The 20,800-nt window shown below is 62.7% G+C and carries 18 protein-coding genes and 2 pseudogenes; 10 read left to right on the top strand and 10 right to left on the bottom strand.

Translation table 11 applies throughout. The features are described 5' to 3' along the window. The first annotated feature begins 8 nt into the window (after window positions 1-8). Both J2X65_RS24050 and J2X65_RS24045 read left to right on the top strand, forming a co-directional pair. Entirely contained in the window at window positions 9-857 is an 849-nt protein-coding gene (locus tag J2X65_RS24050; RefSeq protein WP_310207042.1) for an alpha/beta hydrolase, read from the top strand. Between the two features lie 105 nt (window positions 858-962). Further along, window positions 963-1,493, top strand: a complete 531-nt coding sequence (locus J2X65_RS24045; RefSeq protein WP_310207039.1) for a VOC family protein — start codon at window positions 963-965, stop codon at window positions 1,491-1,493. Window positions 1,494-1,808: 315 nt separating this feature from the next. Here J2X65_RS24045 and J2X65_RS24040 read toward each other — a convergent pair whose 3' ends face one another. After that, window positions 1,809-2,183, bottom strand: coding sequence for a VOC family protein (locus J2X65_RS24040; RefSeq protein WP_310207036.1), 375 nt, complete (start codon window positions 2,181-2,183; stop codon window positions 1,809-1,811). Between the two features lie 107 nt (window positions 2,184-2,290). On the opposite strand from J2X65_RS24040, the gene J2X65_RS24035 reads away from it, so the two are divergent. From J2X65_RS24035 to J2X65_RS24020, 4 genes and pseudogenes are all read left to right on the top strand, one after another. Next, entirely contained in the window at window positions 2,291-2,845 is a 555-nt protein-coding gene (locus tag J2X65_RS24035; protein WP_310207032.1) for a TetR/AcrR family transcriptional regulator, read from the top strand. Window positions 2,846-2,856: 11 nt separating this feature from the next. Beyond that, window positions 2,857-3,132: pseudogene (locus J2X65_RS24030) on the top strand (IS3 family transposase); the annotation flags it as partial. 69 nt (window positions 3,133-3,201) lie between these two features. Beyond that, window positions 3,202-4,188, top strand: a complete 987-nt coding sequence (locus J2X65_RS24025) for an amidohydrolase family protein (protein WP_310207029.1) — start codon at window positions 3,202-3,204, stop codon at window positions 4,186-4,188. Between the two features lie 446 nt (window positions 4,189-4,634). Continuing rightward, window positions 4,635-4,999 (top strand): annotated as a pseudogene (locus tag J2X65_RS24020) (thiamine pyrophosphate-dependent enzyme); the annotation flags it as partial. 429 nt (window positions 5,000-5,428) lie between these two features. Here the strand turns inward: J2X65_RS24020 and J2X65_RS24015 are convergent. Then, window positions 5,429-6,322 carry a LysR substrate-binding domain-containing protein gene (locus tag J2X65_RS24015; RefSeq protein ID WP_310207027.1) on the bottom strand — a complete coding sequence of 298 codons (894 nt, stop codon included), beginning with the start codon at window positions 6,320-6,322 and terminating at the stop codon, window positions 5,429-5,431. Window positions 6,323-6,426: 104 nt separating this feature from the next. On the opposite strand from J2X65_RS24015, the gene J2X65_RS24010 reads away from it, so the two are divergent. Genes J2X65_RS24010 through J2X65_RS24000 form a run of 3 tightly spaced genes read left to right on the top strand, consistent with a single transcriptional unit; the run spans window position 6,427 to window position 8,905 of the window. Next, window positions 6,427-7,296, top strand: coding sequence for an NmrA/HSCARG family protein (locus J2X65_RS24010; RefSeq protein ID WP_310207024.1), 870 nt, complete (start codon window positions 6,427-6,429; stop codon window positions 7,294-7,296). Window positions 7,297-7,331: 35 nt separating this feature from the next. Next, on the top strand, window positions 7,332-7,805 hold the full coding sequence (locus J2X65_RS24005) for an AtaL-like protein (RefSeq protein WP_310207021.1): 474 nt from the start codon (window positions 7,332-7,334) through the stop codon (window positions 7,803-7,805). 32 nt (window positions 7,806-7,837) lie between these two features. Beyond that, window positions 7,838-8,905, top strand: coding sequence for an alkene reductase (locus tag J2X65_RS24000; RefSeq protein ID WP_310207019.1), 1,068 nt, complete (start codon window positions 7,838-7,840; stop codon window positions 8,903-8,905). Window positions 8,906-9,203: 298 nt separating this feature from the next. On the opposite strand, the gene J2X65_RS23995 is transcribed toward J2X65_RS24000, so the two are convergent. Next, on the bottom strand, window positions 9,204-9,596 hold the full coding sequence (locus J2X65_RS23995) for a helix-turn-helix domain-containing protein (protein WP_310204654.1): 393 nt from the start codon (window positions 9,594-9,596) through the stop codon (window positions 9,204-9,206). Window positions 9,597-9,677: 81 nt separating this feature from the next. Between J2X65_RS23995 and J2X65_RS23990 the strand changes: the two genes are divergently transcribed. After that, on the top strand, window positions 9,678-10,409 hold the full coding sequence (locus J2X65_RS23990) for an SDR family oxidoreductase (RefSeq protein WP_310207016.1): 732 nt from the start codon (window positions 9,678-9,680) through the stop codon (window positions 10,407-10,409). Between the two features lie 396 nt (window positions 10,410-10,805). Here J2X65_RS23990 and J2X65_RS23985 read toward each other — a convergent pair whose 3' ends face one another. From J2X65_RS23985 to J2X65_RS23955, 7 genes are all read right to left on the bottom strand, one after another. Then, entirely contained in the window at window positions 10,806-12,005 is a 1,200-nt protein-coding gene (locus J2X65_RS23985; protein WP_310207013.1) for a lipase family protein, read from the bottom strand. A 198-nt stretch (window positions 12,006-12,203) separates the two neighbouring features. Then, the gene (locus tag J2X65_RS23980; protein ID WP_310207010.1) at window positions 12,204-13,457 is read right to left on the bottom strand and encodes an HlyD family secretion protein; all 1,254 of its coding nucleotides are present in this window, start codon (window positions 13,455-13,457) and stop codon (window positions 12,204-12,206) included. A 10-nt stretch (window positions 13,458-13,467) separates the two neighbouring features. After that, entirely contained in the window at window positions 13,468-13,662 is a 195-nt protein-coding gene (locus J2X65_RS23975; RefSeq protein ID WP_310207007.1) for a DUF1656 domain-containing protein, read from the bottom strand. A gap of 5 nt (window positions 13,663-13,667) precedes the next feature. Further along, window positions 13,668-15,302: an FUSC family protein gene (locus J2X65_RS23970; RefSeq protein WP_310207005.1), complete on the bottom strand. Its 1,635-nt coding sequence runs from the start codon at window positions 15,300-15,302 to the stop codon at window positions 13,668-13,670. A gap of 738 nt (window positions 15,303-16,040) precedes the next feature. Then, the gene (locus J2X65_RS23965; RefSeq protein ID WP_310207002.1) at window positions 16,041-17,072 is read right to left on the bottom strand and encodes a cytochrome d ubiquinol oxidase subunit II; all 1,032 of its coding nucleotides are present in this window, start codon (window positions 17,070-17,072) and stop codon (window positions 16,041-16,043) included. Continuing rightward, the gene (locus tag J2X65_RS23960; protein WP_310206999.1) at window positions 17,069-18,490 is read right to left on the bottom strand and encodes a cytochrome ubiquinol oxidase subunit I; all 1,422 of its coding nucleotides are present in this window, start codon (window positions 18,488-18,490) and stop codon (window positions 17,069-17,071) included. The genes J2X65_RS23965 and J2X65_RS23960 overlap by 4 nt, the downstream gene beginning before the upstream one ends. A gap of 1 nt (window position 18,491) precedes the next feature. Next, entirely contained in the window at window positions 18,492-20,792 is a 2,301-nt protein-coding gene (locus J2X65_RS23955) for an FdhF/YdeP family oxidoreductase (protein WP_310206996.1), read from the bottom strand. Window positions 20,793-20,800: the final 8 nt, after the last annotated feature.

Here is a 20,800-nt window from a genome sequence, read left to right as displayed (position 1 = left end):
AAGCGATCATGATCGCGACTTTGAACGGGTTTACCCAGCAGCTAGTGCCGGTGAATGGCATCAAGATCAACGCCGTCACCGGAGGCTCAGGTCCGCCGATCCTCTTGCTCCACGGCTGGCCGGAAACATGGTGGGAATGGCACCATGTGATGCCGCTGCTGGCCGAGCATTTCAGCGTGGTGGCTATCGATCTGCGCGGCGCAGGTTTTTCCGACTGCCCGCAGGGCGGTTATGACAAGGCGACGATGGCGCGCGACGCGCACGAAGTCATGGTTGCGCTCGGGCATGGACGCTATGCCGTGTGCGGACACGACATCGGCGGCATGGTGGCGTTGCCCCAGGCGGCACTTTATCGAGATGCTGTCACGCATCTTGCTGTCCTCGACGTTCCACTTCCTGGCTGGACGCAATGGGAGTCGACGACAGCAAGGATCTGGCACTTCAGTTTTCATATGAACCGGGACCTACCCGAGCGCCTGATCCATGGCCGTGAATATGACTATGTTTCGGCCTTCATGGCTGAGCGGTTCTACGATCACAGCACTTTCAATCCGGCGGACATCGCGGTCTACGCGAAAGCGATGGCACTTCCCGGCCGCACCCGTGGCGGCATGGAATGGTATCGAGCCCTCGCGGCCGACCACGCCGCCGCGCTCGAGTATAAGAAGCAACCTCTCAAGATACCCGTGCTTGGCATGGGTGGCGACCAGCGCTTCGGTGCGCAGATGATACCGATGCTCAAGGAGTTTGCCACCAACGTGACGGGCGGCTCGATTGCGCTGTGCAGCCACTATGTCGCTGACGAGCGGCCGAATGAACTCGCAGCCACTCTGATCGATTTCCTCAAGGCCAATTGAAACTCTGCGCCCGCGCCGTCGTGGGCCGGGCGGATCACGAGCTTGCGGGCGAGTTGCGCCCGCACCCGTAGCGTTCGATCAATCAAACAAGAAAGGAAGACTATCATGACCGCACCTATCATTCGCGGCGTCAATCATATCGGCATCACGGTGCCCGACATCGAAGCGGCAAAATCGTTCCTAGTGGAAGCTTTCGGCGGCCAGGTGATCTATCAGTCCTTCGGACCGCAGGACCCTCCGCGACAGGGGCCCGAATTCGAGCAGGCCACCGGCGCTTTTCTCGGAACGGTCGTCCGCGCGCAGGCCATGGTCAAAATTGGAACCGGGCCTGACATCGAGCTCTTTGAAATGCACGGACCCGAACAAGCGCAGCCCGTTCGAGCGAGCGACTTCGGCATTACGCACTTCGGTGTCTACACCGACGACATCGACGCATCGGTAGAGCGCTTCGAAAAGGCCGGAGGTACCGCTCTTACCGCACCGCGCGCTATTCCCTACGCAACCGAAAAAGGTCCTGGAAACAAAGTCTGCTATTGCCGCATGCCATGGGGCACGACGATGGAATTCATCAGCACGCCGGACCGCATGGCTTATCATGACCAGACGGATCTGCGCAGGTGGCAGGACGAGGACTGAGCAGGACAAAAACGCCGGCTGCCGCTATTGGTATTAGTACCGAAACAGCGCGACTATTATCTGAAACAATTGCTGACTATCGGTAGAAGGACGCGCTGCACAAGCGCGAGGCCCGAAACCGGCGGTTCCTCCAACTCGCAGAAGTTCCGTTTCGCCATGTCCGACGGACCGTTTCGGGAAGGTGCAATCGGGAACCGGTTCTGGGAAGGCGGCTCAACCCAGAGGGTCGGAAGGGCGAGCGAGCCTAGCGGCCCTGCTGAACCTTCCCAATCGTCAAGGCGTGAGGAGGGTTGCGTTCACGGCTTTGCCGCCCGATCACGGCTTCTTAATCGGCCTGAAGAAGTTTATCGGGTTGTTGTCGGGGTCGCGGAACAGCATCGACCGGTTGCCCCAGGGCATATCTTTGGGCTGCTGCAGCCAGTCCGTCACGAAGGGATCGATCCGCGCGCGCTCGGCATCGACGTCATCAACTTCGAACTCGAGGATCGCGGATTTATTCGCGCCTGCGGACCATTCCCCGCCATGCATGAAGCTGGCGGCCTTGCTGCTGGCAATTGCGAGGATGGCACCCCCCGGATGCAGCTCGACATAGCTGTCATCGCCCCTGCGCTGTACGCCCAGGATGTTTTCGTAGAAGCTCGCGAGGCTTGGGACATCCTCGGTAACGAGGCGCGCGTAGGCAAATTTCACGAGTGAGACCTTTCAGGCTTGCGGTTTACCTTCAGATATAGGTACAGAACGATGCCGTACCTGTAGAACGATACCGTATCGTTCTGTACTCGTCAATGGAGGTCCGTATGGTTCAAATCTTGGACAAAAGGGTGGAGCGCTCTAAGGCGTCGGTGTTGGCCGAAACCTATCGGCAGTTAACGCAGAGTGGACTGAGCGGCGTCAGCATCGACGAAGTGTCGCGCGCCTCGGGGGTGTCAAAAACAACGATCTATCGACATTGGCCCTCGCGCTCTGCGCTGCTGATCGACGCCTGTTCCAGGCTTGGCGGCGCGTATCCGCCACCCGACACGGGTGCTGTGCGAGCGGATCTCCAAGTGCTGCTGACAAATCTCGCTAAGCAACTTCAGATTGCCGCATGGGCCTCGGTCTATCCGTCTATAATTGATGCCGCGGAACGCGATCCGGAAATCGCTGCCATGCAGTGCGGCTTGCATGAGACGTTTATGGCGCCGTTCCACCTCGTCGTCGAAAGGGCAAAGGATAGGGGCGAGGTCGAACGCGACCGCTCCGCGGCCGACCTTATCGCGGCGGCGGTGGGCCCGCTCTTCTATCGCCGCTGGTTTTCCAAAGAGCCTATCAATGCCGACTTTGTGGATGCGATTATCGACACTGCTATCTGAGCAGTTGTTTGCGCGTTAAGCCCGACGCCTTGCTTCACCACTCCGACCCGGGCAGCCAATATACGAGCGAGAAGTTCCAGAAGTTGGTGGCCGAGAATGGCGTCACTTGTTCGAGGAGCCGGTCCGGCAATGTCTGGGACAATGCGGCCATGGAGATCTTCTTCTCGTCGCTCAAAACCCAACGGATCGGGGGCAAGGTCTACCGCACGCGCAATGAGGCACGGTCCGACGTGTTCGACCACATCGAGAGGTTCTACAACGCAGTCCGCGGAGCGACATCATGTTAGAGGAGGGGCCGGCTCACTCCTCATTGTCGCTCAAATAGGCGGGCGATCGAATGAAGAGGGAATGACGCAATGCGCCTCGTCGCAATTGAAGAGCATATGCTCCCGCAAATGGTGAAAGAGGCCTGGAGCGCAGCCCAGCCGCCACATGATCCGGTCTCCGCCTTTGCCGATGGCGGCGATAATGCGCCCCGCCTTGCGGATCTCGGCAAAGGGCGATTGGCGCTCATGGATGAGCAGGGCGTCGACGTTCAAGTGCTTTCGCTAACGACGCCGGGCCTTCACAATCTTGCACCGGGCTTGGCGGTGGACATGGCGCGGCGTGTCAATGACCTCATTGCCGAGACTTGCAGCCGGTACCCCAACCGCTTCCAAGGGTTTGCGGCCCTCCCGACCCCGGACCCTCACATGGCCCCGGAAGAGTTGGAGCGCGCCGTACTGCAGTTGGGCCTCAAGGGCGCATTGCTCTGCGGACGCACCCGCGAGCGCCACCTCGATCATCCCGCTTTGCGGCCAATGCTCTTTAAGGCCGTCGAGCTCGGCGTCCCTCTCTTTATCCACCCGCAAACCCCGCTCGCGGCGGTTCGCGAGGCCAATTATTCCGGAATCAGCGAGCAGGCTGACCTCGCGCTCTCGGCCTTCGGCCTTGGCTGGCATTATGAGGCGGGCCTGCAATGGGTGAGGCTGGCAGCGGCCGGGGTGTTTGACGAACTGCCGAGTCTCCAGATCATTCTAGGCCACTGGGGCGAAGTCGTGCTGTTCTACTTGGAGCGGATGTCGCCAGTGTTCGAACGGACATTGAGGCTCAACCGCACCCTCTCGGACTATGCACGCAATAATCTCTACCTCACCGGCAGCGGCATGTGGAGCGAGGCCTACTTGCTTCGATGCCTCGAAATCGTTGGCCCCGATCGCCTGCTCTTTTCCACCGACTTTCCCTATCAGTACCGCCCTGGCGGCGCGGCGCGGCGCTTCCTCATCGACGCGCCGCTTAACGAGCATGCGAAGCGAGGCTTCGCGCATGGCAATTGGGAACGGCTCACCGGGCAGGGCGCGTAGCGGTGCGCGGCGAGCCGCTTCCTGTCACCCATTGCAGCCGTACGGCAAAAACGGCGTGCGAATTGCGCGGCATATCGTCTGGATATTGCCGGCCCAGCCTGACAAGGCCAACTCATAAATGACCCAATCGCTCGAACCCTCACTCACCGCGACGAGTTTCTCAAAGTCGATATCCGCGTCGGCACTGTGGTTGATGTTGCCGACCCACCCGAGCTTCAACCGGCGTACAAGCTGAGCTCCGACTTCGGTCCGAACTGGAGCGCGAGTATGTCCGTCGTGGCTGGGTGAGTTCATCCAGGAACGGCAGTCACAACCCACCCACGAAAGGTGAAGGGTGCGTAGAATAAGGCAACCTCGCCGAAGCCCACATCGCGTAGCAACGCCTCTTCTTCACCAAATGCGACAAGCGGAAGGCGGTCGATCATCAGCCGGGCTGTAGCGGCGGAAAGCTCCCCATTAAAGTGGTGATCTTCGACAACGGCGTGCTCGGACTTCGTCGCGCTGGAGATGAAGGCGGCCGGCTTCCTCGGGCTCGACACTGACCTCGAGAATCCCGATTTCGCGGCAATGGCCCGGGCCATGGGGTTTCTGAGCGTGCGCGTGGACGATCCCGGCAATCTGCCCGTCGCCGTCACGCAGGTGTTGGCTCATGACGGGCCGGCCGTGCTCGACGTCGTCACCCGCCAAGCAGGAACTCTCCATGCCGCCGACCATTGGCCTCGAGTAGGCCAAGGGTTTCGGCCTCTGGATGATCCGTGCGGTGATGAGCGGTCGCGGTGACGAGGTGCTCGACCTCGCCAAGCAGGAACTTTCTGCCGCGCTGACGGGCGCGGAGGGGGGCGAAGCGGGACGTCCGCCTCTGCCGCCTGCACGTTCTCCATCTGGCCGGGATCTCCCGAACATCGGGCCGGTACGGTCGGGATCGCGGCCGTGTCTCGGGCGAGGGGCGCCCAGGTGATGAGCCAACGTCGCGTCGGCCATCGGCAAGCCCGAGCGGGCGGCTCGCAGTGCCCGAGGCCGGTGGATGCGCACCACCTGCCCCAGTGCGCGGGCGACGCAGCCGCCGAATGGATAGCCGGCTTCCTGGTCGCGCCGCAGCTCCTTCCCGGTGAAGGGCCGTTCGACCAGCGCGTCGAGGCTGGCGGCCTCGGGCGCATCGGCGCCAAATCATCGTGGCGGCTCTCATCATGTCTGCTTGGGAAACCACCACCAACTTCCGACTTGTGTCGCGGTTGAAGCGTCAGCCTCCCACATAGGCGGCGAGTTCGTCGGAGGTTCCTTCCGGGAATGCATCTTTAAGGTACCCAAGAAATGCCGATACCCGAGCGCTGAGCAGCCGCCGTGTCGGATAGAGAGCCCAGAGCGCAGTCTCCCCTCCCTCCACATCGCCCCAATGTATGAGCCTGCCGGCGGCGATGTCCCCACGGACCACGGAAAGCGGCAGCCGCGCCGCGCCTACGCCCATGCGCACCGCATCGCGCAACATCATGTTGGACGACATGGCAAGCACAGGCAGAACGGCAAGCTCGACGGCCCCGGTGGGCGTCACCACCTTCCACGGGTCGGCCTGGCCGATGGTCCCCCGCACCACTACGGGGACAGCAGTCCCGTCCGCCGGCCAAGTCACGCCGGGTGCAGCGACGACGACCTGCCGATCACGCAGGAAGGCCCGTCCGACAAGGCTGGCATCAGGCTGCGGATTGACGCGGATGACCAGATCATAAGCCTCCTCAATCATATCGACAGCCCGATCCTCGACGATGATCTCGACCTGAACCTCCGGGTATTTCAGCACGAAGCCGGCCGCAAGCTTGCCCAATGCCGCTTGCGCGAACAGCAACGGCGCGCTGATCCGAAGCCTGCCGCGGGGGCTGCGTCCGCCTGAAGCGATCGCTGCCGCCGTCTCGTCTAGCTCCGTGAGCAACTGGCCCGTTCTTTCGAACAGGGCCCGCCCTTCCTCGGTGAGTTTCAACGTTCGCGCCCCCCGCTCGAACAGCCGCAGATTGAGCCTCGCTTCCAATTCGGCCACGCGGCGCGACAGCGTCGCCTTAGGGCGACCGGTTGCACGCGCGGCCTTTCCGAACCCCCCGTGGCGGGCAACCAGATTGAAATCGGCCAGCGTGAGAAGATCCACGTGTTCCACCAGCGAGACAGTGTGTCCAGATATAGCGGCTATCGAGAAGAAAGTGGATCACTAAATTGGCGTCTATCGACTTGACCCAAACAGGAGTGACCCCCATGACCATCCTCGTTACCGGTGCGACCGGCCGTGTCGGCCGCCATGTCGTCCACCAGCTCGTGCAACGCGGCGCGACGGTTCGTGTCCTTACCCGCGACGCATCCAAGGCCAATGTCCCGGCCGGCGTCGAAGTCGCGCAGGGCGACCTGCTCGACATCGATGCGCTGCGGAGCGCCTTTGACGGTGTGCGCACGCTGTTCTTGCTCAACGCCGTCACCGGCGACGAATTTACCCAAGCGCTCATCACGCTGAACATCGCCCGCGAAGCCGGCGTCGAGCGGGTGGTCTATCTGTCGGTGTTCGACGCCGATCGCGCGGTGAACGTGCCGCATTTCGCGGTGAAGTTCGGCGCCGAGCGCATGCTCGGGCAGATGGGCTTCAGCGCCACGATCCTGCGCCCATCCTACTTCATCGACAATGAGGTCATGATCAAGGACGTCGTCTTCGATCACGGGGTCTATCCTATGCCGATCGGCGGCAAGGGCGTCGCGATGGTCGACGCCCGCGACATCGCCGAGGTCGCCGCGATCGAACTGATCCGTCGCGACCAAGCTGCGGGCAGACTGCCGGTCGACACCATAGATCTGGTCGGTCCCGACACTCTGACGGGTCAGGGCATCGCGGCAATCTGGTCCGAAGTCCTTGGCCGTCCCATCGTCTATGGCGGCGACGACCCCAGCGGCTTCGAGCAGAACATGGCGCAGTTCATGCCCAAATGGACGGCCTACGAGATGCGCCTGATGGCCGAGCGCTATGTTAGCGACGGCATGATCCCGAACGCCGGCGATGTCGAGCGTCTGACCAGCCTGCTCGGTCGCCCGCTCCATTCGTACCGGGACTTCGCCGCCGAACTCGCGCGCGGGGCCTGAGGCGGCGCAATCCCGCGATTCCAAGGAAAACCGTCATGATCTATTCGACCGCAACCGTGCCGGTGAACCCCACCGGCGAAACCAAGCTGACCTGCGAACAGGTTTGGAAGGGCCTGGAGCTGAAGGCCCGTGATGCCCGGCTGTTCTTGCCCGCAGGCCTCTGCACCCGCTGCGATGTGACCGAGGAAAGCGCGACCCATTTCGTGCGCGAAGCGACCATCGCCGGCGCGGATCTGCGCGAGATCATCACGCTCGAGCCCCGGCGCAAGGTGACCTTCTTGCAAGCCACCGGCCCGCGAGAAGGCGCCATCGTCAACGAACTGTTCGAGGACGAGGGCGGCGAGCTCCACCTCAGGTTCTATTGCTACCTCGGGCTACGAGACAAGCAGCCGAATGGACCCGAGGAGCAGGCCGAACAGGCGCGGTTCGACAGCGACACGGGCTACAAGGCCGCATTGCTGTCGACGCTCAAGCGCACCCGCGAATTGCTGGCCGAAGGTCGGCTCTGACCCTCAATATCACAAATGCAAGGAGACGAACCATGAGCGATGTCTGGTCGCCCATTAGGATCGGCAGCTTGAAGCTGCCGCATCGCCTCGCCATGGCGCCGATGACCCGTAGCCGGGCCAAACCCGACGGCACCCCAGGTGATCTTGCGCCCGAATATTACGCCCAGCGCGCCACGATGGGCCTCCTCATCACCGAGGGCACGCAGCCGTCCGATGACGGGCAAGGCTATCTCGCCACACCCGGCATCTACACCGAGGCGCACGTCGCCGGTTGGCGCAAGGTGACCGATGCAGTCCACGCCGCAGGTGGCCGCCTGTTCATCCAGCTCATGCATGTCGGCCGACGGTCACATCCGGACAACACGCCACATCATCGCCAGCCGGTCGCGCCCTCGGCCATCGCTCCCGGCGAGGGCATGTTCACGATGAACGGCATGCAGCCCATCCCGGAACCGCGCGAACTGACGACTGACGAGGTCAAGCAGACTGTGGCCGACTTCGCCACCGCGGCGAGACGTGCCATTGAAGCCGGCGCGGACGGGGTGGAAGTGCATGGCGCGAATGGCTATCTGGTCCACCAGTTCCTTGCGCCGGACGCCAATCACCGCACCGACGACTATGGCGGTTCGATCAAAAACCGCGCGCGTTTCGCGATTGACGTCGTGCAAGCCATCGCTGACGCCATCGGCCCGGAGAGGACCGCACTCCGCCTTTCCCCCGGCATCTCCACGGGCGGCATCTCGGAAGGCCGGGGCAATGACGATCTCTATCGCCATCTGGCGGCCGAGTTCGCCGGAATGGGCCTCTCCTATCTCCATGTCCTCTATGTCCGCCAGGACCCGCTGCTGGAGGAGCTTCGTAGGAAATTCGGCGGCGTGCTGGTTCTCAACCGCCCCGGTCGCAAACGCGAACAGGTGGGCGCGGATCTCGCGACGGGACTTGCCGACATCGAGGCTCTCGGTGTCATGGCGCTCGCCAATCCAGATCTCGTGCATCGCCTCAAGACGAACGGGCCGCTCAACGAGGTCCGTCCAGCACTCTTTTACGCAGGCGGCGGCGCGGAGGGCTATACTGACTACCCGGCACTTGTCGCGGGTTGAGGTGGCGGCGGGGCGTTTCCTCCAAGGACGCGAAACGCCAGCTCAGAAGCCGGCAGTCGGCCCACTCGCCGAGACGAACCGCGACGTCGATAACCCTGCTCGACGATGTCGAGGTAATGATCATCTAAGCGGATGTGGACGATGACCTTCGGATGAAGCCGGCATCATGGTTCCTGCGTTTGCACATGTCCTGATCTCCTCGTCAATGGAAACCAGCTGACGTCAAAGCGTAGCACCCGTCATTGTCCGATTACTGGGGAGTAGCTCAGCAGCGCCAGCAGCGATTATAGCGACAGCGTCAGCGATGCTTTCCCGCGTTGTCATAGCGTAGCGTGGCCGCTTCGACCTTGTCGCCATTGGCCGCGGCCCATGAACACAGTGCTTCGAAAGGCTCCCGCAGCGAATGGCCGAGCGGCGTGATCGCATATTCCACGCCAATCGGCTGCGTCGGCAATACGGTTCTCGTCACAAGGCCGTTCCGCTCAAGCCTCTTCAAAGCGTCGGCCAGGGCCTTGTGCGTGATCCCGTCGAGACGCCGCTTGATCTCGTTGAAGCGCGAGGGTTTTGGACAGATCACCGTCAGTATCAGAATTGTCCATTTGTCGGCGATCTTGTCCAGCACCGGACGAACCCGCGCCATCTCGCCAAGGGCGCAACGAGAGAGTGCTTCGAGGTCGGTATACTCGTCCATATCTAGGCTACTTCAGGTGCGTAATTGATATCAGATATCCACTGTATATCATCCCGAGACCATCAATGGAAAGGATCTACGATGGCTCGAATGAGTGACAAGGTTGCGCTGGTGGTCGGCGGCGCCAAGGGCATAGGCTTGGCAATTGCCGAGCGGCTGTCCGCCGAAGGGGCGAAGGTGTTCCTCACCAGTCGTAGAAGTGACGATGCCGACAAGGCGGCGAAGGCTATCGGTGACGACGCGGTCGGCATTGCCGCCGATGCCAGTGTCCCCGAAGATATGGTGGAGGCTGTCAAAAAAGTGCGCAAAGCATCCGGCCGTATTGACGCGCTGGTATTGAATGCAGGCCTCTCGGAGCCAGCGCAAATAGCCGAAATAACGCCGGACCACTTCGACCGCCACTTCGGCGTCAACGTCCGCGGGATGGTTTTCAGTCTGCAGGCGGCTCTCCCCGCAATGACAGGAGGTGGGTCGGTCGTCCTCGTCGGATCCATTGCCGATAACGCGGGTTATTCTTCGTACGGAACCTATGCCGCCACCAAATCAGCGGTCCGTTCCTATGCCCGCACCTGGACGGCAGAGCTTGCGCCCAAAGGTATACGCGTCAACGTCGTCGCGCCCGGTCCAACCGATACGGAAATGATGGCTGCGGTGCCGGAGGACATGCGTGCGGCGCTTGTCGCTCCGATCCCGATGGGACGAATGGCGCGACCTTCAGAAGTGGCTGCCGCCGCCTTGTTCTTGTTGAGCGATGACGCGAGCTACATCGCCGGTGCCGAATTGTGCGTCGATGGTGGCCTGCGGCAGATCTAAGGTTACGTCAAAACGCTGTACCCGCCCTGCGCAGATCGGGTACAGCAAAACGCACCGTCGTTGAAAGGAGTGTTTCTCCGCCTTCACGTCACTACGGGTCGGCGGGAAGATTAGCGGCTCTGGATGCTCAGGCGTTGATCGGTGCCGAGAGATGGGTGTGGAGCTGCGCCACGTGCCGCCGGCGTGTGCATGGCTTGGCGCGCGGGCGGATGTCCGGCGCGATCTGAACGGCAACGTCTGGCGGGCGGCACCTGGCTGCTTGGGTTGACATCCGGCCCGCTCCCGCAATCGTCTAACCAAATAGTTCAAGCCCGATTACTAGGGATGGAGGGCCATCTGTGAATTAAGCTTTGCGTGTAGTGAATTGGGGCGGTTCCAGATAGCATTCTTCATTCACTATTTGCATGTAGTAGGGAGCGATCGATTTGAAAACCGAGCATCGAGCCACTCCACTGCCTGCTCGGAGCTCGCCATCGCTGCCCCGCCATGAGTAGTTAGTGGAAACTCCCGATAGATCACGTCCGTATTAGCTTGACAGAGCCGACGCACATAGTCGCGCGTTATATCGGTTTTTACATACACATCGAGCTGACCCTGAGCCATAAAGACGGGGACGCGCAGTATCGGAACTGAGTTGCGCGCTATAAGCCGCTGCCACTCTTCCTGCTTGGCGGCATTGTCCTTGAGAAAACCCTCATTCTGGAACGCCAGCGACTCGAGCCCGAGAGCGATATCCTCTGTGAAGTTCAAACTACAGGCTTTCGCGATCCGCCGTACGGTGGCCGCCGCACGGCTATTCAATATCGCGGTAAGGGGTGCGTTGTAAGCCTTGCTCCAGGACCACGCCACATACGAAGCGATGACGTCCCCGCCGATGGTGCCGATGTCTGCCTTCATGAGCGGGAGCAGTTCCGTAGGTGCCGAGACGGCAGCCACGCCGACAAGGAGCATGTCGGGAGCGTAGCCACGTCCGACTGCTCCGGCGAAGAGGGAAGCATGACCTCCTTGTGAGAAGCCCCAAGTCGCATATCGGCTTGCGACCCGGACCCCTGGAATCTGTCGAATTGCACGGGCCGCATCGATCATCGCTCGCGCCTCACCGACACCCTCAAGATAACCGGTGCGGCCATCCTCCCCTAGGCCCTGATAGTCGGTGGCGACGACAAGGTATTTCTTTGCCAACAAGCCCTTCAACCCAGCGATATTCTCGAAGCCCTCTTCCGGATGGAAGGATGGGGCGCAACTCGAAGCAATTCCAGTGGTACCGTGCCCCCAGGAGACGATCGGCCTTGGACCATCGCTTCCCGTAAGGCTAGGTATCGCGACGAGGCCAGAAATGAGAATGCTGCCGGAATGCCCGCGCGAGCGGTAGATAATGCGGTAGGCTGCAGCAGCGCCCGGTGGCGGTGGGACACTTTGGATCCGGGCCAAGGTGCCAGGCTTTCCGGCAATCTCTGCCTTTGATGCTCGGTAAAAGGCCGACGCGCTCGCAACCTCGGCTCTCGCGCCCATCATCGGAAATCCGATGAGGAGTACTGTGCCCAGAACGAGGGAATAGAGGCCCTCCTTCGCCGCACGCCACGCTGGGATCGACATACTCGACCTCATTTGTTCCGAGATATCCTTAAAGAAATTGCTTCGTCAACGACTCGTTATATTGTATATACTATCAGTATATTAAGATTAATTGAAACAAAAGTAAAAGTTAAGTCGGAAATTATTTCCGAATACCGAGAAAATATACAATATATGAGAGAGTCATTATTTTCGTATTGAACGCTTTTTTATTGATAGCTATTGTCCAGTCGGAACGGTCGGCGGCGACCTGAGGCCGGGCGCTAGGCCAGGTTCCAGGTTGCTGGCGGGGGGCAGTGAGGAATCTACCGGCACTGGAATCCTCTCCTCCGCCGGCGGGGCGGCCGTGGCAGCGATGCATCCGGGCCGGGGCGGGGGCGGGCCGTAGAAGATCTCCGACAAAAGGCTCAACGCGCGGGCAGAGATACCCGTGAACTCGGCCGGACGATCCGGGAGCGACGGCAGGATGCTCACCGTCGCCGTCAGACCGGAGACTAGTGGCACTCCCGGTGGCACATGGTCGATGGCTACACGCACCGGCACGCGCTGGGCGAGGCGCACCCAGGTATAGATCGGGTTGACGTTGGGCAGTCCCTGCGTGCCAACTTCGGCGTTGGACACGCTGATGCCGCGCGTCATGGTCTCGACATGCCCGGTGATCGGCGCGGAATAGCCCATCAACTTGGCCTCGGCGTAGTCGCCAATGCATATCTTGGCCATCTTGGTCTCTTCGAAATAGCCGTCGATCCAGAAGCTGTTCGAGTCGATGACCGAGATGTTTGTGATGCCGGTTTGAGCGTAGTCGCCGACGCGCAGCAGGAGGTTGGTGACGTAGCCGTCAACGGGGCTCAGTACCTTGGTGCGCTTCAAGTTCACCTCGGCCTGCGCGAATTGTTGGCCCGCCGCGTCGAAGGCGGCCTTCGCCTGCGCGGCGTTGCCGGCATAGATCTGCTGCTCCTCCGGGGTGGTCGCGATGGGCGAGAGATTCTGCCGACGCTGCGACTCTGCCTGCTTCACCTCGAGGTCGGCGGCGCGCTGGTCCATCAGGGCCTTGGCGGCGCGCTGGCTCACCTCGAAGTCGAAGGCATCGATGATGTAGAGCACGTCGCCGGCCCGGACGAACTGGTTGTCGGAGACCTTGACGTCAACGATCTGGCCGGAGATCTGCGGAGCGACATTGGCCACCTGCACGCGAACCGCACCGTCGCGCGTCCATGGTGTCAATACGTAATACTGCCACGCGACGAGCGCCGTCGAGAGGGCAATTACCACGATGGCCACGGTGAGGAGATGCGGGCCGGCTGATCGGAGAAAATGGCCGAGGCGGCGGGGCGTAGCTGCCGTCGGCGGCGTCACCAAACCGGCTGGGTGCTCCTCCGTCCCGGCACGCGCGGCCGGCGCGTTGCCGCTGGGCGGTTCGTGGGCGGGATTCTCGCGCAGCTGCAGTTGCACCTCCGGCTGGCGCGCGTCCATGGCTGTACCCTCAAGCAAATTGGATGAGCAGGCTGAAGATCGTGACGTAGAGACCGAGTTCCGCTAGCGCGGGATTGCTGACCAAGCGGGTGAACCCAACGGCGCGCAGCAGGGTGCGCAGCACCAGAATGATGACGAGCGCGACCACCGCATAGGAAACCGCAGGGGCGATCAGCACACCGCCGATAATGAGCTCCGAGAACATGGCGGTCAGGGCTCCCGCTTCGTGCCAGGCCGATCGACGCACAGCCGCATCCACGCGGCACGGTCGAAGCAGGCGAGGGCTCCTGCGACGGCTGTCTGATTCTGCGGCGCCGAACCACCGGCCGTCATCATCTCGCCAATGCGCGCCGCATCGCGGAATGCCGCTTCCTCAGGCGTCAGGCGCCTGGCGGCGCCCGCCTCCAGCGCTTCGAGATCGCGGCGCGCGAATCTCTCCAGCCAAAGGATGCGCCGCTCGCCGGACAACGGCGGCAACACGATCTGGATCGCGAACAGGAGGAGCGTGGCCAGGACGAGGAAAAGGCAGGAGATAAGGAAGGCCTGCGGGTCGTAGCTCTGTGGATTGCTCGGCTGCAGCAGCAGCACGATGAAGACGACGTTGAGCCGGCCGACACCCGCAAGAAGCGGATTGGGGCCGGTCATCAGCAGCGCAGATCCCATGACGAACGGCGCCAGAGCGAGCGCTAGCAGCGGAAAGGCGCTAACGCCGCCTAGCACGACGAATTTCAGCAGTCCGCCGAAGAAGCAGGAGATCGGAGCAGCGATCACCGAGACCCGGGTGGTCACGGCCGGATCGGACATGGTCGCACTCAAGCTGATCGGGATCACCGCCAGCGCCAAGGCCGCATCCGCCGCGGGCCAACCCGCGATGACAAAGAAGATCGCGGCCAGGGTGAAGTAGATGGCCGCCCGAGCCCCTTTTGCCAAGGCGATCCGCTGTGAGCGATAGACCGGGGCTTGCCGTTCGTGCACGGGGCGCCTTCCAGCGCGCAGGCTCGAGAGATTTTCGTGAACCTCGGCATTCTTGCGCAGCAATTCGTCCGTGATCTTCGGGGCGCAGGGCGAGTTCGACGGTAGATCGGCCAGCACGCGCGCCGTCGCGACCATGGCTACGAGATTGACCATGGCGGTGCGGGCGGCCGCGCTGCGCGCCGGCCCGGCACTCGATTCCGTAGTGAGGCCGGTGATTTCGGAGCGTAGGAGCGTAAGCTCGCGCAGGAGACCGGCCGCCATTGTCGACGGCTGTGGCTCACCTTCCGCGCAACGCTCCGCATAGCCAGTGATTCGACGGTGCAGATCGGACAGCTTTGCCAGCACCTGCGGATAATAGTCTGGTGCCGCGAAGAGGTCGTTGACGAACGCGACGGCGAGGATGCCGACGACGATCGCGGCCCCGCGCCCGGTGACGGCATCGAAGACGTCCTGGGGATCGTCGAGATGTTCGAGCACGACGAGCGCCACGGTGATGACGCCAATCCCTGCCATGTAAGCTCGGTTGCCGTCGAGCAGCGCGGCCATGTATATGCAGGCCCCGATCCATACTGCGATGGCCGCCAGCAGCAGAACCTGCGTTTGGGCGAACAGGCCGACGATGGTGATGGAGGCGGCGCAGCCAATCACCGTGCCCAACAGCCTGAAAACGGCTTTTTCCATGGTTTGACCGCGCGTGGGGATGGCAACGATCGCCACGGTGAGCGCGGCGGAGTAGGCCGTGTCGAGCTGCAGCCAAAAGCTGACATAGAGAGCGCCGACGAGAGCGAGCCACATTCTTAGCGCAAAGGTCCAAGCACTGGCGGGAATGCCGGCCAAGGCGAGCGGCTGTGTGTCGGTGACAGCTGGCACGGTGCTAACTTCGGATCGGGGCGGCGGAACTCGCCTGAACGAGGTTCATCACTTCACGCCGCGCCCATTGCAGGGCAATCTCAAATGGTCAGTCATCGTGCTGGCATCCATTTGGAATATGCGGCACCTAGAATCGGATCTAATCTTCTGCCTGTTCGAGGAGTTGCCAGATAAGTTTAGCGCTTTCCTTAATTTTTTCCGCGGAATAAATAATCTCTGAGATAGGGAAATGTATTGACTGTCCGTTTTGATTAATCGCTTCCGCCTGTAACAGGATAGCTGTGATCGCATTGGCAACTGAACGCCTCCTGTGCGGCTGCAACATTGCAGTAGGTGAATTATTCTCTTCACTGAACATTGAATTCAGGCCGAGTTCACTATGTCGATCGCTAGATTTCCGACGCTTCGTCGGCCTCTATGGTTGTCATTGTCGTCTGATCTACCTACCGGAAATATGTTCGGATAAGCCACTCAATGAAATGTGCCGGTTTCAACCCATGACGATGGACGCGGATCGGCATCAATACGTGAGCGACCAGATCGAAAGAATTAAGTTGGGGTTGCCTGCTAGCATAAGTGGCTGAAGTGAATCCCGTAAGATCGAAATATGAAATCGATTTATTCATCGGTGCATATAAGCTAATTTCCCGCGATAAGACTTCCACTTCGGATAGCCTCGATGTGGCTACGGTGGCTACGCGTTGCCACCGCCGGCCCAAACGACCACCAAGTTGCGCTTCAGTGCCCGCCGCCATAGCCGCCTCCCAGACGCACCGTCTTGCCGCGGAACACCCAGTAGGCATGCGCCTGATAGGCAAGGACGATGGGCAGGATGATCACCAGCCCGACGGCGATGAAGGCCAGCGATTGCGGGTCGGAAGTGCCGTCCCACACCGTGAGATGGCGCGGCACCACATAGGGCCACAGGCTGACCACGAGGCCGATCAGGCCGAGCGCGAACAGCGCGATGCCGAGGATGAAGGTGCGCGCCTCGGGCCTACCCCAGATGCCGCGCCAGGCGGCGAGGATGACGGCGAGCGTCACCAGCGGCACCGGCGCAAGGAAGGCGATGTTCGGCCAGGCGAACCAGCGCGCCGCCACTTCCGGCACGGTGAGCGCGCTCCAGGCGCTGACCAGCGCCATCATCGCGCCGGTGAGGATCAGCGCCGCATGGGCGATCTCGCGGGCGAAGACCTGCGTCGCCCCGTCCGTCTTCCAGATCAGCCAGCCTGCGCCGAGCAGGGCGTAGCCGCCGACGAGGCCGGCGCCGCACAGCACGCCGAGTATGCTGAGGAAGCTGAACGGCCCGCCCGAGAACATCCCCTCCGTCACCGGCACGCCATTGATCAGCCCGCCGAGGATGAAGCCCTGGCAAAAGGTCGCGAAGATGGAGCCGGCGGAGAAGGCGATATCCCAGACGAGGCGGAACGTCGTCGCCTGCAGGCGGAAGCCGAAGGCGACGCCGCGGAAGATCAGCGCGAACAGCATGAACATGATCGGCAGGTAGAAGGCCGGCAGCAGGATGTAGTAGCCGGCGGGAAAGGCCGCGATGAGCAGGGTGCCGCCCATCACCAACCAGGTCTCGTTGCCGTCCCAGACCGGCTCGATCGAGGCCATCATCAGGTCGCGGTCCTCATCGCGCGGGGCGACCAGGAAGATGATGCCGACGCCGAGGTCGAGCCCGTCGGCCAGCACATAGACGGTGACGCAGAAGGCGGCGAGCGCCCCGAAAAAGAGCGGCACATATTCCGCCTGCATGAGCTCGGTCATGACGTCGCTCCCGACTGCTGGGCGCCGATGGCCGACGCGGGGACATTGCTGCTGTCGAACAGGCCCGCATTGGCGCGGTCGATGCCGGGACGCTCCAGCACCGGCGGCGAGGTGTCGACCGGCCCCTTCAGGGCCACGCGGCCGGCGAACCAGATGAAGGCCAGCATCAGCACGTTGTAGACGACGAAGAAGATGATGAGGCTCGTCGTCACCGCGCCCGCCGTCACCGGCGCCACGGCGTCCGCCGTGCGCAGATGGCCGTAGATGACCCAGGGCTGGCGCCCGGCCTCGGTGGTGGTCCAGCCGGCGAGCACGGCCAGGAAGCCGAGCGGCGTCACCGCCATAGCTTGCAGCTGGAACCAGCGCGTCTCGAACAGTTTTCCGCGCAACCGCAGCACGAAGCCGGTAACAGCCGTCGCCAGCAGGATCATGGCGATGCCCACCATGATGCGGAAGGCAAAGAACACGACGGGCACGTTGGGCTGGTCGGAAGGCGGCACCGCCTTGAGACCCTGCACCTCGCCGTCCCAGCTATGGGTCAGATAGAGACTGGCGAGATGCGGGATCTCAATGGCGTAGAGGTTGCGTTGCTCGTCCTGGTCCGGCCAGGCGATCACGGTCATCGCCGGTCCCTTGGTGGTGTCCCACAGGCCTTCCATCGCCGCGAGCTTGGTCGGTTGGTGCACGAGCGTGTTGCGCCCGTGCAGATCGCCGATGAAGGCCTGCGTCGGCGCCAGAACCAGCGCCAGCCACATCGCCATAGAGAACGCCTTGCGGCTCGCCGCCAGATGCTGCCCGCGCCACATGTGGAAGGCCGAGACGCCGGCCACGACGAAGGAGCCGGTGAGGAAGCTCGCGCACACCATATGGGCGAGGCGATAGGGGAAGGAGGCGGTGAAGATCGCCCGCCACCAGTCGACCACGTGGAAGATGCCGTCGGCATCCGCCACCGCACCGGCCGGCGTCTGCATCCAGCTATTGGCGGCGATGATCCAGGTGGCGCTGAACACGGCGCCGGAGGAGACCATCAGGCAGGCGAAGAAATGCGCGCCCCTGGACACGCGCCCCTCGCCGAACAGCATGATGCCGATAAAGCCGGCCTCCAGAAAGAAGGCGGTCAGCGTCTCGTACATGAACATCGGGCCGAGCACGTTGGCCACCGAGCGCGAATAGCCCGCCCAGTTGGTGCCGATCTCGTAGCTGAGCACGATGCCGGTGATCACGCCCATGCCGAAGCCGAGGGCGAAGATCTTCAGCCAGAAGCGCATCAGGTCGCGGTAGATCACCTGCCCGGTGCGCCACCACTGGGCGCTGAGGATGGTGATGAACCAGGCGATGCCGATGGTGAAGGTCGGCCACAAGATGTGGAAGCCGATGGTGAAGGCGAACTGGAGCCGGGCGAGGTCGACCGCGTCCATGTCAGTGCGCTCTCTGTTCGGCAACCACCTTTACGAGGCGGACCGGCACGCCCTTGGAGGCGGGGGTGAAGCTCTGCGGGTCGTGCGCGTAAAGCGGCACCAGGGGATTGGCCTCCGGGTAGTAGGCGGCGCAGCTGCCGCCCGGAAAGGTGTAGGGCACCACCTTGAAGGCGCGGATCGCCCGCTCGATGCCGTCATCCGACAAAGTGACGATGTCGACCCGGTCGTCGGCCTTGAGCCCGCGCCGGGCCATCTCGTCCTCGTTTAGGAAGATCACGTCGCGCTGGCCGTAGACGCCGCGATAGCGGTCGGAGAGCGAGTAGAGCGTGGTGTTGTACTGGTCGTGGCTGCGGATGGTGGTGAGCCAGAGCATGTCCGGCTCGTCAGGGCGCGGGTCCTCGCCGAGCTTGTCATAGACGAGGAAGTTGGCCTTGCCCGAGGGCGTTGCCCAGATTCGCTCGCGCGCCAGCGAGGTGAGGTGGAAGCCGCCCGGCACCTTGATACGGGCATTGTAGCCGTCGAAGATCGGGAACACCGCCTCGATGTCGTCGCGGATCAGGTCGTAATCGCCGATCAGCCGGTCCCAGTCGACGACCGAGCGTGCGCCGAGCGTCGCCTTGGCGATGCCGGCGATGATGGCCGGTTCGCTCTTCAGGTGCTCGGAGGCGGGCGTCGCGCGGCCGGTCGAGGCGTGGACCATCGACATGGAGTCCTCCACCGTCACCGATTGCGGTCCGCCCGCCTGCATGTCGAGCTCGGTGCGGCCGAGGCAGGGCAGGATCAACGCGTCGCGGCCATGCACGAGGTGCGAGCGGTTCAGCTTGGTCGAGATGTGGACGGTGAGGTCGAGCTTGCGCATGGCCTCGCGGGTGAGCTGCCAGTCCGGCACCGCGGCGGCGATGTTGCCGCCGAGCCCCACGAACACCTTCACCTCGCCGCGCACCATGGCTTCCAGTCCGGTGACGACGTTGTGGCCGTGCTTGCGCGGCGGCTCGAAGCCGAAGCGCGCCTTCAGCCGGTCGAGGAACTCGGCCGTCGGCACCTCGGTGATGCCGACCGTGCGGTCCCCCTGCACGTTGGAATGGCCGCGCACCGGGCACAGGCCCGCGCCGTCGCGCCCGATATTGCCGCGCAGCAGGGCGAGATTGGCGAGTTGCTGGACGTTCTGCGTGCCGTGGCGGTGCTGGGTGACGCCCATGCCGAAGACGAGGATGGCACGTTCGGCCTTGGCGTAGGCCTGCGCCGCGATCTCGATCTCGGCCCGCGGCAGGCCGGAGATCTCTTCGATATCCGTCCATTGCGTCGCGTCGAGATCGGCGATCAGCGCCTCGATGCCGGTCGTGTGGCCGCGGATGAAGTCCCAGTCGAGCACCGGTCCGCGATCCTCGGCGCGGGCGCGGCGGTCGGCTTCGACGAGCCATTTCATCATGCCCTTGAGCAGGGCGACGTCGCCGCCGACCCTGACCGGAAACAGCCGGCCGGAAATCGGGGTGGAGGTGAGCGTCGCCATCTCGACCGGGTTCTGCGGCGCCTGGAAGCGCTCCAGTGCCCGCTCGCGGAACGGGTTGAACGACATAATGGTGCAGCCGCGCCGCGAGGCATTGCGGAGGTCGGTCATCATGCGCGGAGAGTTGGTGCCCGGGTTCTGGCCGAAGATGAGGATGGCGTCGGTCTTCTCGAAATCCTCCAGCAGCACCGTGCCCTTGCCGACGCCGAGCGACTGCGGCAAGCCGACGCTGGTGGCCTCGTGGCACATGTTGGAGCAGTCGGGGAAATTGTTGGTGCCGTATTCGCGGGCGAAGAGCTGGTAGAGAAAGGCCGCCTCGTTCGAGGCCCGGCCGGAGGTGTAGAAATCCGCCATGTTCGGATCGGGCAGGGCGTTAAGGTGCCGGCCGACGATCGAGAAGGCCTCGTCCCAGCTCACCGGCACATAGGTGTCGGTGAAGGCGTCGTAGCGCAGGGGATGGGTGAGGCGCCCGACCATCTCCAGGTCGTAGTCGCTCCACATGGCGAGCTCGCCGACTCTGTGCTGGGCGAAGAACTCGGGCGTGCAGCGCTTGACCGTCGACTCCCAGGCGACTGCCTTGCCGCCATTCTCGCAATATTCGAAGGCCGAGGTGTGCTTGGGGTCGGCCCAGCCGCAGCCGGGACAATCGAAGCCGCTCGGTTGGTTTATGCGTGCTAGCAGCGCCATACCTGATACCGCGACACCTTGCTCAGCTAGCGCCATGCCCATCGCCTTCAGCGCGCCCCAGCCGCCGGCAGGCTGGTGATACGGCCTAATTGTCTTGGCGATACCCATGGTTCTCT

The organism is Ancylobacter sp. 3268 (assembly GCF_031456575.1).
Lineage (GTDB): Bacteria > Pseudomonadota > Alphaproteobacteria > Rhizobiales > Xanthobacteraceae > Ancylobacter.
Note: the sequence above shows the minus strand (reverse complement) of the source record. Positions and strands in the feature narration are given on the sequence as shown.

What these genes read in the sequence shown, in the direction of transcription:
- J2X65_RS23955 (WP_310206996.1), bottom strand. Translation starts at nt 20,792, where the DNA reads ATGGGTATCGCCAAGACAATTAGGCCGTATCACCAGCCTGCCGGCGGC.
- J2X65_RS24000 (WP_310207019.1), top strand. Translation starts at nt 7,838, where the DNA reads ATGAGCGATGTCTGGTCGCCCATTAGGATCGGCAGCTTGAAGCTGCCG.
- J2X65_RS24035 (WP_310207032.1), top strand. Translation starts at nt 2,291, where the DNA reads ATGGTTCAAATCTTGGACAAAAGGGTGGAGCGCTCTAAGGCGTCGGTG.
- J2X65_RS23960 (WP_310206999.1), bottom strand. Translation starts at nt 18,490, where the DNA reads ATGGACGCGGTCGACCTCGCCCGGCTCCAGTTCGCCTTCACCATCGGC.
- J2X65_RS23965 (WP_310207002.1), bottom strand. Translation starts at nt 17,072, where the DNA reads ATGACCGAGCTCATGCAGGCGGAATATGTGCCGCTCTTTTTCGGGGCG.
- J2X65_RS24010 (WP_310207024.1), top strand. Translation starts at nt 6,427, where the DNA reads ATGACCATCCTCGTTACCGGTGCGACCGGCCGTGTCGGCCGCCATGTC.
- J2X65_RS23990 (WP_310207016.1), top strand. Translation starts at nt 9,678, where the DNA reads ATGGCTCGAATGAGTGACAAGGTTGCGCTGGTGGTCGGCGGCGCCAAG.
- J2X65_RS24005 (WP_310207021.1), top strand. Translation starts at nt 7,332, where the DNA reads ATGATCTATTCGACCGCAACCGTGCCGGTGAACCCCACCGGCGAAACC.
- J2X65_RS23980 (WP_310207010.1), bottom strand. Translation starts at nt 13,457, where the DNA reads ATGGACGCGCGCCAGCCGGAGGTGCAACTGCAGCTGCGCGAGAATCCC.
- J2X65_RS23995 (WP_310204654.1), bottom strand. Translation starts at nt 9,596, where the DNA reads ATGGACGAGTATACCGACCTCGAAGCACTCTCTCGTTGCGCCCTTGGC.
- J2X65_RS24025 (WP_310207029.1), top strand. Translation starts at nt 3,202, where the DNA reads ATGCGCCTCGTCGCAATTGAAGAGCATATGCTCCCGCAAATGGTGAAA.
- J2X65_RS23975 (WP_310207007.1), bottom strand. Translation starts at nt 13,662, where the DNA reads ATGTTCTCGGAGCTCATTATCGGCGGTGTGCTGATCGCCCCTGCGGTT.
- J2X65_RS23985 (WP_310207013.1), bottom strand. Translation starts at nt 12,005, where the DNA reads ATGTCGATCCCAGCGTGGCGTGCGGCGAAGGAGGGCCTCTATTCCCTC.
- J2X65_RS24045 (WP_310207039.1), top strand. Translation starts at nt 963, where the DNA reads ATGACCGCACCTATCATTCGCGGCGTCAATCATATCGGCATCACGGTG.
- J2X65_RS24050 (WP_310207042.1), top strand. Translation starts at nt 9, where the DNA reads ATGATCGCGACTTTGAACGGGTTTACCCAGCAGCTAGTGCCGGTGAAT.